Origin of the sequence: Dyella flagellata, from assembly GCF_030160275.1 — a bacterium.
Classification (GTDB): Bacteria; Pseudomonadota; Gammaproteobacteria; order Xanthomonadales; family Rhodanobacteraceae; genus Dyella_B; species Dyella_B flagellata.
The window spans coordinates 90214-103847 of the sequence record NZ_BSOA01000034.1 but is presented as its reverse complement, the minus strand read 5'-3'; the positions used below and the strand labels follow the sequence as shown (position 1 = coordinate 103847).

Annotated in this window: 7 protein-coding genes; 3 read left to right on the top strand and 4 right to left on the bottom strand. The window is 62.9% G+C overall.

All coding sequences use genetic code 11. From position 1 onward, the window contains the following. Positions 1-4: 4 nt before the first annotated feature. Genes QQJ96_RS14815 through QQJ96_RS14805 form a run of 3 tightly spaced genes read left to right on the top strand, consistent with a single transcriptional unit; the run spans position 5 to position 5671 of the window. On the top strand, positions 5-3313 hold the full coding sequence (locus tag QQJ96_RS14815) for an efflux RND transporter permease subunit (RefSeq protein ID WP_284332791.1): 3309 nt from the start codon (positions 5-7) through the stop codon (positions 3311-3313). Continuing rightward, positions 3310-4767, top strand: a complete 1458-nt coding sequence (locus QQJ96_RS14810; RefSeq protein ID WP_284332790.1) for an efflux transporter outer membrane subunit — start codon at positions 3310-3312, stop codon at positions 4765-4767. Before QQJ96_RS14815 ends, QQJ96_RS14810 begins: the two co-directional genes overlap by 4 nt. A gap of 13 nt (positions 4768-4780) precedes the next feature. Further along, positions 4781-5671 (top strand): aldo/keto reductase, encoded by an 891-nt coding sequence (locus tag QQJ96_RS14805; protein ID WP_284332789.1) that lies wholly within the window; start codon positions 4781-4783, stop codon positions 5669-5671. Positions 5672-5734: 63 nt separating this feature from the next. Here the strand turns inward: QQJ96_RS14805 and QQJ96_RS14800 are convergent, their stop codons facing one another. The 4 genes from QQJ96_RS14800 to QQJ96_RS14785 form a co-directional block, all read right to left on the bottom strand. Next, the gene (locus QQJ96_RS14800) at positions 5735-6664 is read right to left on the bottom strand and encodes a 5'-nucleotidase (protein WP_284332788.1); all 930 of its coding nucleotides are present in this window, start codon (positions 6662-6664) and stop codon (positions 5735-5737) included. A gap of 105 nt (positions 6665-6769) precedes the next feature. Then, positions 6770-7123 carry a cupin domain-containing protein gene (locus QQJ96_RS14795; RefSeq protein WP_284332787.1) on the bottom strand — a complete coding sequence of 118 codons (354 nt, stop codon included), beginning with the start codon at positions 7121-7123 and terminating at the stop codon, positions 6770-6772. A 153-nt stretch (positions 7124-7276) separates the two neighbouring features. After that, complete coding sequence (locus QQJ96_RS14790) at positions 7277-8038, bottom strand: NAD kinase (protein ID WP_284332786.1); 762 nt, start codon at positions 8036-8038, stop codon at positions 7277-7279. Positions 8039-8218: 180 nt separating this feature from the next. After that, entirely contained in the window at positions 8219-13138 is a 4920-nt protein-coding gene (locus QQJ96_RS14785; RefSeq protein ID WP_284332785.1) for an NAD-glutamate dehydrogenase, read from the bottom strand. Between the last annotated feature and the right edge of the window lie 496 nt (positions 13139-13634).

Below are 13634 nucleotides of genomic sequence, written 5' to 3'. Positions count from 1 at the left end.
CGCCATGAACATCTCCGCCCTCTTCATCCGTCGCCCCGTCGCCACCACCCTGTTGGCGATCGCCATCCTAATGTCCGGTGCGCTGGCGTATTTCCGCCTGCCGGTGGCCCCGCTGCCGAACGTCACCTACCCGGTGGTGGTCGTGCAGGCCAGCATGGCTGGCGCGAGTCCCGCGATCATGGCCGCCACCGTGGCCGAGCCCCTGGAAAAGCGCCTGGGTGCGATCGCCGACGTGACCCAGATGACCTCCACCAGCGACGTCGGCTCGTCCCGCATCGTGGTGCAATTCGGCCTCAATCGCGACATCAACGGCGCCGCCCGCGACGTGCAGGCAGCCATCCAGGCTGCGCGCGCGGACCTGCCCTCCACGCTACGCAGCAACCCCACCTATCGCGAATACAACCCGGCCGACTCGCCGATCATGGTGCTGGCGCTCACCTCCGATACGCTGACACGCGCGCAGCTCTACGATTCGGCCAATTCGGTGATCCAGCAGCAGCTTTCGCAGATCGACGGCGTGGGCCAGATCACCCTGGGCGGCAGCGCCCTGCCCTCGGTGCGTGTGGAGCTGGAACCGGACAAGCTCAGTAGCTATGGCATCGGGCTGGAGGACGTGCGCGCCGCGATCAGCGCAGCCAATGCGAACAGCGCCAAAGGGCACATCGACCAGAACGGCCTGCGCTACGAAGTCACCTCCAACGACCAGATCAGCAAGGCCGCGCCTTACCGCGACCTGGTCATCGCCTACCGCAACGGCTCGCCGGTGCAGTTGCGCGATGTTGCCGACGTGCAGGATTCGGCGGAAAACATCCGCAATATGGGCTTGTACAACGGCAAGCCCGCGGTGCTGGTGATCGTGTTCCCGCTGCCGGGCAGCAATATCGTCAACACCGTGGCGCAGATCCACAAGGTGCTGCCGGCGATCGAAGCGGCCCTGCCGAGCAGCATCAGGGTCGGCGTGGCGATCGATCGCTCGGTATCGGTCAACGCTGCGGTCGGAGATACCGAGCGCTCGCTGTTCGTCGCCGTATTGCTGGTGATCGGCGTGGTGTTCGTGTTCCTGCAGTCGCCGCGGGCGATCCTGATTCCGTCGGTGGCGCTGCCGCTGTCGATCATCGGCACGTTCGGGCCGATGTACCTGATGGGCTATAGCATCGACAACCTCTCCCTGATGGCGCTCACCATCGGCACCGGCTTCGTGGTGGATGATGCCGTGGTGGTGCTGGAAAACATCGTGCGCCACGTGGAAGCGGGCATGGATGTGCGCGAAGCGGCATTGAAGGGTAGCGCCGAGGTCGGCTTCACGGTGGTCTCGATGAGCTTGTCGCTGATCGCGGTGTTCACGCCGATCTTGCTGATGCCCGGCATCATCGGCCTGTTGTTCCACGAATTTGCGGTGACCCTGTCGACGGCCATCCTGTTGTCGATGGTGATATCGCTGACGGTTACCCCCACCATGGCCGCCTACCTGCTCAAGCCCGGCGCCGCGATGCATTCGAAGGCGCGCTGGGCCGTGTGGTATGAACGGCAATTCGAGCGCTTCAAGCAGGTCTACTCGCGTTCGCTCAGCGCCGTGCTCGATCGTGCATCGCTGGTCGGCCTGACGCTGATCGGCCTGCTGGTGCTCAACGTCTTCCTGTTCAAGTTGCTGCCGTCCACGTTCTTTCCGGAACAGGACAACGGCATCCTGATGGGCCAGCTCATTGCCGACCAGAGCATCTCCTTCCAGGCGATGGAAAAGAAACTGGCGCAAATGCAGTCGATCGTGCAGAAGGATCCCGCCGTCGCCTCGGTAGCAGGCTTTGCCGGTGGCCGCGCGCTGAACACCGCCAGCTTGTACGTGGAGTTGAAACCGCTGGCCGAACGCAAGCTGTCGGCAGCGCAGGTGGTGGAACGGTTGCGCCCGAAACTCAACGCCATTTCCGGCGGCAAGCTGTTCCTGCAGGCCTCGCAGGACCTGCATATCGGCGGCCGGCAATCGGCCTCCGAATACCAATACACCTTGACCAGCGACGACCCCGAAGCACTGTACAAATGGATCCCCAAGCTGGTGACCGAACTTGGCAATCACCGCAGCGAACTGCTGGATGTGAACTCCGACCTGCAGCAACACGGCCTGCAGATCTACGTCAACTTCGACCGTTCCAGCATGTCGCGCTACGGCTTCGCGCCCAACCAGATCGACAGCGTGCTGTATGACGCGTTCGGCCAGCGCACCGTCTCCACCGTCTATAACGAACTCAACCAGTACTATGTGGTGATGGAAGTCGCGCCGAAGTACTGGCAGTTCCCGCAGATGCTCGACCGCATGTATTTCAGCAAGGCGGCCGGCAATGCGAACGGTACCCAGCAGACGCAGATGTCGTCGAGCACGGTCAAGGGCGTGCCTGGCTTCCTGGCCATCAACACGGCTTCGAAAGCCAATTCGTCGACCAACTCGCTCAATGCGGACGCGCGGGCCAACCAGCTGACCAACGCCATTTCCAACTCCAAGGGCGGCAGCTCCAGCGGCAGCGCCGACAGTACCGCCGCGGAAACCCTGGTGCCGTTTCCAGCCATGCTGAGCTACACCAGCAACCACACCCCCACGGAAGTCGCCCACCAGGGCGGCCTGGTGGCCGGCACCATTTCGTTCAACCTGCCGCCGGGAGGCTCCCTGGGTACGGCCTTGTCGGCGGTCCAGCAAGCCATGCGCGACTTAGGCATGCCGGCATCCATCCATGGTGCCACCGCCGGCGCAGCGCAGGTGTACTCGCAATCAATGTCGACCATGCCGTTGTTGATTCTTGCCGCGCTAGGCGCGGTCTACATCGTGCTCGGCATGCTTTACGAGAACACCGTGCACCCCATCACCATTCTTTCCACCCTGCCCTCGGCGGGTATCGGCGCCACGCTGGCCTTGCTGATCTTCGGTACGCCGTTCTCGGTGATTGCGATGATCGGCATCATCCTGCTGATCGGCATCGTCAAGAAGAACGCGATCATGATGATCGACGTGGCGATCCATCTACAGCGCGATGAAGGCTACGAGCCCATGCAAGCCATTCACGACGCCGCGGTGATGCGCCTGCGCCCGATCATGATGACTACCGCAGCCGCCGTACTAGGCGCGGTGCCATTGGCCGTGGGCATCGGCCAGGGAGCATCGTTGCGCCAGCCGCTGGGCATTACCGTGATGGGCGGCCTGATCTTGAGCCAGGTGTTCACCCTGTACACGACACCGGTGATCTATCTCTACCTTGATCGTCTGCGCGCAAGGCTGGCCCGCTGGTCAGCCACGCTGCCGTGGAACCGATCGGACGCGAGTGCATGACTATGAAGACTTTGCATACGGCTCTAGCCGCCTCGATCGCGCTGCTGCTCGGCGGCTGCATGGTGGGCCCGGACTATCATCGTCCACAGGTGCCCGTGCCCACCCAGTACAAGGAACTGCCCGGGTGGATGGCCGCCTCGCCCGAGGCAGATGCGGCCCCCAAGGGGGATTGGTGGAGCGTTTTCAACGATCCTGAACTCAATCAATGGGAGCCGATGGTATCGGTGTCCAACCAGACCGTGCAGAAGGCGTACGCCAACTACCAGGAAGCACTTGCGAACGTGCAGATTGCGCGGTCCTCGCTGTTTCCCACCCTCGGTATCGGCGGTTCGGCTAACAAGCAACGCAGCGCGGGCGGTAGTGCATCCGGCACGTTTTCCTCGCGGCGCGCAGTAAGCACTTCGGGCTCGCTGGAAGGCAGCGCCAGCTGGGTGCCCGATCTGTGGGGCAAGGTGCGGCGCCAAGTCGAGGAGAACAAGGCTACCGCCGAGGCCGGCCAGGCCACGCTCGCCGATACCACCTTGTCCGAGCAGATCCTCTTGGCCAACGCAGTGATCGAGCTGCGCATCTCCGACGCCGACATCGACCTGCTGCAGAAAACGGTGGATGCCTATACCGAATCCCTGCGCGTGGTGGAAAACCAGGGTGCCGCCGGCACCGCGCGGCCTTCCGACGTGATTACCGCGCGCACGCAACTGGAGGGCGCCAAGTCCAGCTTGATCGCACTAGGCGTGGCGCGCGCGCAATACGCCCATGCCATTGCCGTACTGGTCGGCAAGAATCCGGAAGAACTCGATATCCCGCACAGCATGAATCCGCCTGCACTGCCGACCGTTCCCATGGTGGTGCCTTCGGAGCTGCTGCAACGCCGCCCTGATATCGCCGTGGCGGAACGTCAGATGGCCGCGCAGAACGCGGCGATCGGCGTAGCGGTAGCGGCGTACTATCCCAATCTCAGCTTGTCCGCTGCCGATGGCTTTTCGCAGGCACCGTTGGCCGGCTTGCTGCATGTCGCCAATCACGTGTGGTCGCTGGGTGCCGATGTGAGCGAAACCGTGCTCGACTTCGGCGCACGCCACGGCCAAGTCGCAGCAGCCAAGGCCAGCTATGAAGCTGCGCTCGCCAACTATCGCGGCACCGTGCTGAACGCGCTTGAGGACGTTGAGAACGATCTGTCCGACCTGCGTATCCTCGCCCAGCAAGCCCAGGTGCAGGATGCGCTAGTGCGCGACGCCACGCAGGGTGCACAGATCGCACTCGATGAATACCAGGCCGGCACGGTCGATTACACCACTGCCGCCACCGCCCAGGCATCACAGCTCAGCGCACAACAGAATGCCCTGAGCATCTTGCAACAACGCCTGCTTGATACGGTATCGTTGATCGGCGACATGGGCGGCGGCTGGTCGGCCGATAAGCTCGATGCTTCGCAAAAATCGACCGCCCACCGCTGATCCCGCTGCCCCTATGCCTATCGATACCGCTGCTGACCGTCTTGAACTTTCCCCCATCGTCGCCGGCCTCTGGCGCAGTACCGAATGGAACCTGAGCGTTCCGCAGCGCGTGCGCTGGATCGAACAGGCGCTGGAACTGGGCATCACCTCGTTCGACCATGCGGACATCTACGGCGACTATCGCGCCGAGACGCTGTTCGGCGAAGCCTTGCGAGCCTCGCCCAGCCTGCGTAGCCGCATGCAGTTGGTGACGAAATGCGGCATTCGGTTCCGTTCAGCGCAAAAACCTTACCGCATCACCTACTACGACACCGGCGCGGCCTATGTCCGGGCGCAAGTCGAGCAATCGCTGCGCAACCTCAACACCGAACGGCTGGACCTGGTGTTGATCCACCGCCCGGATTACCTGATGGATGCCGCTGCGCTGGCGGAAACCTTCGCCGCACTCACGCGTGAAGGAAAAGTGGCGCACTGGGGCGTCTCCAATCACAGCACCAGCCAATTCGACTTGCTACACCAGCAGTACCCGCTGGCCACCAACCAGGTTGAACTCTCACCGCTGCAGTTGGAAGCGCTCGACGATGGCACGCTCGATCAGGCGCAGCAGCTTGGCTTGCGGCCGATGATCTGGTCGCCATTGGCTGGCGGGCGCCTGTTTACCGGTGCAGGCGAGCAGGAACTGCGCGTGCGAACGGAGATGTCCGCGATCGCTGAGCGCCATGGCATTTCGTTGACGACGCTCGCCTTTGCCTGGGTACTACGGCATCCTTCGCGGCCGTATCCGATTACCGGGACGCAGCGCATCGATGGTCTGCGTGACGCAGTAGCCGCGCTGGACGTGCACTTGGCCGCCGAAGACTGGTATGCGATCTGGACGGCGAGCAAGGGACATTCCGTGCCTTGAAACCTAGGGATGACAATTCCAGCGCTCCACGTAGTTTGCAGAAGCTGGGATTAGCATCCCAGCCTACGGATTGCTTACCCCATGCGGCACATGTCCGGTAGCCACGTGTTTACGCGCCGACTCGACATTCGCCGGCGAGTCGTCAAAGAAGATGTCGGCGCCAAAGGCGTCCAGAAACGGGCCTTTGTCGCGACCGCCGAGGAACAGAGCCTCATCGATGCGCACGCCCCAGCGGCGTAGCGTAAGAATGACGCGCTTGTGCGCAGGGGCCGAGCGCGCCGTGACAAGCGCGGTACGGATCGGTGAATTCTCGGCCGGAAATGCCGCTTGCAAGCGGTGTACCGCGGTGAGAAATCCGCGAAACGGCCCCACCGACAACGGCTGTTCGGCCAGCTCGGTTTCGCTGCGGTGGAACGCGTCCAATCCCTCTTCCCGCGAGACGCGTTCCCCCTCGTCGCCGAAGATCACGGCATCCCCATCGAACGCGATGCGTAACTGTTCGCTGGCGCGTGGAGGCGCGATCGAGGGCAGGATCGTCGCGGCGGCCACGCCGGCTTTCAACGCGCGCCCAACATCTTCGGCATTGGCGGACAGAAACAGATCCGCCTTGAACGGCGCGATGTAGTCGGAGGTCGGCGCGCCGCTGGTGAACGCGGCACGGCTGATTTCCAGGCCATAGTGCTGGATCGAATTGAAAATCCTGAGCCCGGTGTCACCCGAATTGCGCGATAGCAGGATCACCTCCACCGGCGGCAGATCGCCGGCCAGCTTGTTGAGGCCCAGCAGTTTCTGCACCAGCGGAAACGCGACGCCTGGCTGCAGGATCTCCTCTTCGTGTTCGATCTGGAAGTTGCGGTACGCGTCCAAGCCTTCGCGCTCGAACAGGTCGTGGCTGTTGCCCAGGTCGAACAAAGCACGCGACGAAATGGCGACGACAAGCTTGTTGTCGCCTGCAACGATCGGATCGTGGGCGGTTTTGGCGGGGCGGGTCATACATCCCAATCTAGCGCAAAACACGCTCGCCGGATCGCTCTTTGCGCAAATTGCCCCACCTCTGCCGCCGTACCGGGCCGAACAGGCTTGCTCCTGGGGTCAGGGTCAGGTAACTGCATTTTCATCTAGCGTTCCATAGTGAACCGCAAGCCAGATCGTGGGCGTATCGCGATCGGTCCACTCGACTCGGTGACGGCAATGCGGGGGGATATCGACGAAGTCTCCCGGGCGCAACACGCGCTCGGTCTGTTCATGCTCGAACGACAGACCTGCCGAACCTTGCAGTAGCACCACCCACTCGCCGTGAGGCTGGTCATACCAGAAACCTGGCGAACTGGACTGCCCCATCGAAACGATCCGCTCGATCCGCAAATTGGGCCGCCGCAGCAGTTCTTCGAACGATTCACGTTCCGGGTCGCCTATGGCGGCGGAGTATGGACTGAACAGATTGGCAAGCATATGAGACCCGGTCTTCGTTTCAACAAGGAATGGGGCATCCCTGGAAACCCCACTGCACGAAGCATAGGCCCAAAAGCCAAGGCAGGTCCGGCCCGATATCTTGATTTCTGTTACACGCAGCAAGCGCCTTTGCAATGCGCGAAGACAACGTATTCAGTCCTGTGCGAATTGCTCGTCCAGGATGCGCTGCTCAAGATTGTGTTCCGGATCGAACAGCAGCCTTACGCCTTGCTCACGCGATTGGCGTACCTCCACGGAGCGCACATTGCGCACCTCAAGAAAATCGGCCGTGGCGCTTACCGGGCGCTTGCCCGGATCAAGCACGCGCAGGCTCACCAGCGTGCGGTGCGGAAGGATGGCCCCGCGCCAACGGCGTGGGCGGAACGGACTGATCGGAGTGAGCGCCAGCACGTTGGCATCCAGCGGCAGAATCGGGCCGTGGGCGGAAAGATTGTAGGCGGTGGAACCGGCGGGCGTGGAAACCAGGATGCCGTCGCAGACGAGGTTCTGCAGCTTCACGATGCCGTTGAGCTTCACTTCTACGTGTGCCGCCTGATTGGTTTGCCGCAGCAACGACACTTCGTTGAAGGCAAGTGCGCGACGGGTTTGCCCATCGCCGTCCACCGCCTCCATCTCCAGCGGAAACAGTTCGGCGGCATGCGCACGGGCAATGCGTTCGGGCAGCTCATCCAGCTGATGCTTGTTCATCAGGAAACCGACCCGTCCCAGCTTCATGCCATAGACCGGTGCCTCGACGTCGCGATGCGCGTGCAGGGTGCGCAGCATGAAGCCATCACCACCGAGCGCGACGATCACTTCAGCGTCGGTAACCGGAATGTCGCCATAACGTTCCACGAATTTGCGGCGCGCTTGCTGAGCAACGCTGGTTTCGCTGGCGACAAACGCAAGGCGCATGGCGGAAGGTCCGTCTGTGGGTGCGGTAGCGGTCGAGCTTACGACACGGCGAAAGACGAAACCATGCCTCGTGGAGTGGAGTTACAGGAGCCCGTAGGCTGGGATGGCAATCCCAGCATCGCGATGCGACATGCGTCGCAAAGCTGGGATTGCCATCCCAGCCTACGGGCCTGTCTGGAATTACACCGGCATCTGCGCCAACTGCGCCAGGCGGCGCACCGCCACCGAGGCAATCGGATAGTCAGCATTCTGGGTGAGGATCTCCGCCAGCATGCTGCGGGTGTACTTGAGCGCAGGATCGTCACGCTCCAGCCACGCCTGCACCAGCGACACCTCGCCGTTGGCGCCCTTGTACGCAAGCACCTGGGTGGCCAGCGCGCGATGCTGATGGTTAAGCTCGTCCAGCAGCGAACCGCGTGCCTGCGCATGCCAGTGGCCTTCCACCGGCAGCGCCTCGATCTGCCCGCGCAGCCATTCCAGATCCAGTGCCTGACCCAATTCGTAGAACACATTGGCGACCTTGGCAATGGGCTGGCCGGTCTGCTGCGCGACTTCCACCATGTCGAGCATGGCGCGCAGCTCCGGCAGTTTGGCCAGGCGTAGCGCGAGATCGCCGGGCAGCCCCAGGCCTTCCCATTTCTCCTGGCTGGTGCCGAAGTCGGCCTTGCCGGCCGGGGTCAAGGTTTCGGGCAGGGTCGCGCTGAGTTCGACCACCGCAACCTGGTAGCGCTCCACGTTCGCGGCAATCTCCAGCGTGCCGCCAGGACGGTTAAGCAGCCAACGGGTGAGATGGCGCAGCTGCCCCCAGACCTGCATGATCGCGTCGACCTGGGTGCTCTCGGCCACCTTGCTGTCCTGCGCCTCGATCTCGGCCCACAGCTCGCGCGCCCCCAGGATTTCGCGCGCAGCGGTGTACGCCTTGGCGACCGCCGCCGGCCCCTGCCCGGTATCTTCCTGCATGCGCATCATGAAGGTGGCGCCCATGCGGTTGAGGGTGGAATTGGTCACCGCCGTGGCGATGATCTCGCGCTTCAGGCGATGGCGCTGCATGTGTCCGGCGTATTTTTCGTGCAACGGTTTCGGGAAGTAGCGCACCAGTTCCTTGGACAGGTACGGATCTTCCGGCACGTCCGACTCCAGCAGTTGCTGGTACAGGCGGATCTTGTCGTACGACAGCAGCACCGACAGTTCCGGACGGGTCAGGCCCTGGCCGCGCGCCTTGCGGTCGGCCAGCTCCGCTTCGCTCGGTAGGTTTTCCACCTGGCGATCGAGCAAGCCTTCGCCTTCCAGCGTGCGGATGAAGTGCGCCATCGAGCCAATGCGCTTCACCGACTGATGTTCCATCAGCGTGATGGCTTCGTTCTGGCGATAGTTGTCCCACAACACCAGCTGGCCCACTTCGTCGGTCATCGACGCCAGCAGGCGGTTGCGGTCATCGAGTGTGATCTCGTTACGCTGCACCGCATCGCCCAGCAGGATCTTGATGTTCACCTCGTGGTCGGAGGTGTCCACGCCGGCGGAGTTGTCAATGAAGTCGGTATTGAGCAACACACCGTGCTGGGCGGCCTCGATGCGGCCCTTTTGCGTACAGCCCAGGTTGCCGCCCTCGCCCACCATTTTGCAGCGCAGATCCGCACCGTTGATGCGCAGCGCGTTGTTGGCACGATCACCCACGTCGCCATGCGTTTCGCTGCTGGCCTTTACATAGGTGCCGATGCCGCCGTTCCACAGCAGATCCACCTGTGCCTTGAGAATCGCGCTCATCAGGTCGTTGGGCGCAAGATGCTCGACGCCGGCCTTGATGCCCAGCACCGCGCGCACTTCCGGCGAAATCGGAATCGACTTCACGCTGCGCGGCCACACGCCACCGCCGGTGGAGATCAGCGATTTGTCATAGTCGTCCCAGCTCGAACGCGGCAGCTTGAACATGCGCTCGCGCTCGGCAAACGACTTGGCCGTATCCGGATGCGGATCCAGGAAGATGTGGCGATGGTCGAAGGCCGCCAGCAGGCGAATGTGGCGAGACAGCAGCATGCCGTTGCCGAACACGTCGCCCGACATGTCGCCAATGCCCACGCAGGTGAAATCCTCGCTCTGGCAATCGCGCCCCAGCGCGCGGAAGTGACGCTTCACCGACTCCCATGCGCCCTTGGCGGTGATGCCCATGCCCTTGTGGTCGTAACCATTGGAGCCGCCGGAAGCAAACGCGTCGCCCAGCCAGAAGCCGTGCTCGATGGAGATGGCATTGGCGATGTCCGAGAACGTCGCCGTGCCCTTGTCGGCCGCCACCACCAGGTACGGATCGTCATCGTCGTGGCGGACCACGTCGTGCGGCGGCACGACCTTGCCTTCCACCAGGTTGTCGGTGATGTCGAGCAGGCCGTTGATGAACAGGCGATAGCAGGCGATGCCCTCGGCCAGTTGCGCATCACGGTCGCCGCCGACCGGCGGGTGCTTCACGAAGAAACCGCCCTTGGAACCCACCGGCACGATCACGGTGTTCTTCACCATCTGCGCCTTCACCAGGCCCAGCACTTCGGTGCGGAAGTCTTCGCGGCGATCGGACCAGCGCAAGCCGCCGCGCGCCACCGACCCGAAGCGCAGGTGGATACCTTCCACGCGCGGCGCGTACACGAAGATCTCGCGATACGGCACCGGCTTGGGCGCGTCCGGCACCTGCTTGGAATCGAACTTGAAGCTGATGTAGTGGCGATGCGCGCCATCCCACTGCTGGAAGAAGCTGGTGCGCAAAGTGGCGCGAATGGTGTTCATGAAGCTCAGCACGATGCGCTCGTCGTCCAGGCTGGCGACGTCATCGAGCAGGGACTTCAGAGCCTGCCACAGCACATGCACTTGCTGGTCGCGCTTTTGCGCCAGCGCTTCGACAATGCCATCGATCAGTTCCGGCTTGGCCTTCTGCGTGTCGGCCGAGACCAGCGCCTGCATCTCGCGGCGCAGGTCGGCCTGCGCCTTTTCCAGCTCGGCGGCAGCGAGCAACTCGCGGCGCGGATCGAACTTGGCATTGAACAGCTCGATCAGCAAACCGGCGATGGCCGGATAGCGGATCAGCGTTTCTTCCATGTAATTCTGCGAGAACGCAATACCCACCTGCTGCAGATATTTGCAGTAGCCGCGCAGTACCGCCACCTGGCGCCAGTCGGCCTGCGCCAGCAACACGAGGTTGTTGAAACCATCGCTCTCAGCGTCGCCTCGCCACAGCGCTTCGAAACCGCGCTCGAAGCGGTCGCGCAGGTGCGCCAGGTCGAACAACAGCGGCGTCTTCGTCTTCAGCTCGAAATCATGAATGGTGAGCGTGCGGCCTTCGCTCTCCAGCGTGTAGACGTGCTCGGCGAGCATGCGCACGCCCATGTTCTCCAGCATCGGCAGCGCATCGGAGAGCGAGATCGGCGCGCCGACGTGGATCACCTTGAAGCGCAGGCTGTGATCGCGCGCGTCTTCATACAAATGCAGGTGGATCGAATCCTTGTTCTTGAGCGTGGTCAGCGCGATCACGTCCAGGGCGGCCTGTTCCGGCGCCACGTCCTCGATGTAGCCGGCCGGCAGCAGCTTGCCGAAACGATTGAACAGCGCCACGCCCTGCGCTTCGCCGGCCTTGCCGACCAGGCTGTCGCGCAGGCCGTCGTACCAGTTGCGCACGATGTGCTGCAGGCGCGTTTCCAGTTCCTGCAGATTGAACTTGGGGTGATCGCCCGGGTGCGGACGCACCGTGACGTGCAGGCGTGCCAGCGCGGATTCACCCATCAGCACGTTGGAATCCAGGCTCTCGCCGTGGAACACCTCGCGCAGCATGGCTTCGGTGCGCTCGCGCACGGTGGTGTTGAAGCGTTCGCGCGGCACGAACACCAGGCAGGTGAAGAAACGGCCATAGCGGTCGCGGCGTACGAACAGACGCGTGCGGGCGCGCTGCTGCAGCTCCAGGATGCCCATGGACGTGGCGAACAGCTCGTCCTCGGTGCTCTGGAACAGCTCTTCCGGCGGCAGCGTTTCCAGGATGTGGCGCAGCGCCTTGCCGGAATACGCATCACGCTTGAGGCCTGAGCGCGCCATTACCGCTTCCACGCGCTGGCGCACCAGCGGTACTTCCTGCGGACGCATCATGTAAGCGTTGGAGGTGAACAGGCCGAGGAAGCGCTGTTCGGAAACCGGCGTGCCGTTGGCGTCGAACTTCAGCACGCCCACGTAATCCATGTTGCCGGCGCGATGCACATGCGAGCGCGCATTGGTCTTGGTGAGGATGATGGCGTCGTAGGCTCCGGACTGCGGCAGATCGTGCGCCACCAGCGAGCGCAGCGAACGCGGCGCTACCGAGCGCTCGCTCTTGTGCAGTATCCCCAAACCCGATTCCTCGATGGGGCGCAGCACCTCGTCGCCATCGGTCTTGGCCACTTCGTATTCGCGATAGCCCAGGAAGGTGAAGTTGTCCTCGGCCAGCCAGCGCAGGAACTCGCCGGCCTCTTTGACCGAAGCGGCATCCAGCGGCAGCTGACGGTTCGGCAGATCGGCCGCAATGGACGAGGCCTTCGCACGCATCGCGTCCCAGTCGCGCACCGCTGCGCGCACGTCTTCGAGAGCGTCTTCGATCCGCGCCTTGAGCTGTGCCTGGGTGGCTTCATCGAGGATGGAGTCCACTTCGAAGTGCATCACCGACTCAGGCGTGCCTTGCTCGTCGCCGATACGCTGCAACTGGCCGTTCGCATCGCGGGTCACGCGCACCACCGGGTGCAGCACGAGGTGCAGGGTGGAGTACCCGGCAAGAATCATGCTGACCGTGTCCACCAGGAACGGCATGTCGTCAGTGATGATTTCCACCTTGCTGCGCGCCGAATTCGCGCTGCTTACTACACGCACGGCGGCATGCCGGGGCGTACGCTGTTGCAGGAACTCCAACAGGCCGGCGACCACTTCGGCCCATCCGGCCGGCGTGTGCAGATCCACGTCGGTGCTGGCGATGCGCGAGAAAAAGGCGCTGATAAAAAATTGCGCCTCATCAAGGCGCTTGGTCGGATAACCGTTTTTCTTCAACTCTTCGAGCACGACAGACACAAGGGGAATATCGCTGGCCGCACGGATCGCATTCATGGCTTCTACTTAAGAAGTGGAGATGATGGGTTGGGGAGCAGAAAGGCTTAAAAGGATACGCTTCGCCCTGCATTGAATCCATCGGCAGCGCAGCAATGTGTGTCATGCTCGATTAACGTTGCGCCGCGCTCATGTTCGACGCATGCCGCGACGAAAGAGCGTCATTCCCGCGCAAGCGTAGTGACTTTCCAAAACAAGGCCGATCGGGCCAGCTCGCATTGAGCACAGGCAAAACGCAAGGACGCCTGGCCGCATTCGGTGAGGCCGGGACGATCCATCGGCTCTACTAGCAGGCCCCCCCGCGCCAGAAGCGACCAAGCAGGCTCGGTGGCCGGACCCTTCCACAGCAGGTGTGTTCACAGCCGGAGCAAGCCCGCCTGTGCCGTGAGTCATTGCCCAAAAGCTGGATTCGCGCCGTGGATAAATTGTAAACTGATCGGTATAGTCTTGTTCACGTCCTTGCCGCATAGGGGACGAAAGACACAGGCAAAGCCGG

Bases quoted from the DNA above. Each gene is read 5' to 3' on its own strand.
- QQJ96_RS14815 (WP_284332791.1), top strand. From the start codon at position 5: ATGAACATCTCCGCCCTCTTCATCCGTCGCCCCGTCGCCACCACCCTG.
- QQJ96_RS14810 (WP_284332790.1), top strand. From the start codon at position 3,310: ATGACTATGAAGACTTTGCATACGGCTCTAGCCGCCTCGATCGCGCTG.
- QQJ96_RS14805 (WP_284332789.1), top strand. From the start codon at position 4,781: ATGCCTATCGATACCGCTGCTGACCGTCTTGAACTTTCCCCCATCGTC.
- QQJ96_RS14800 (WP_284332788.1), bottom strand. From the start codon at position 6,664: ATGACCCGCCCCGCCAAAACCGCCCACGATCCGATCGTTGCAGGCGAC.
- QQJ96_RS14795 (WP_284332787.1), bottom strand. From the start codon at position 7,123: ATGCTTGCCAATCTGTTCAGTCCATACTCCGCCGCCATAGGCGACCCG.
- QQJ96_RS14790 (WP_284332786.1), bottom strand. From the start codon at position 8,038: ATGCGCCTTGCGTTTGTCGCCAGCGAAACCAGCGTTGCTCAGCAAGCG.
- QQJ96_RS14785 (WP_284332785.1), bottom strand. From the start codon at position 13,138: ATGAATGCGATCCGTGCGGCCAGCGATATTCCCCTTGTGTCTGTCGTG.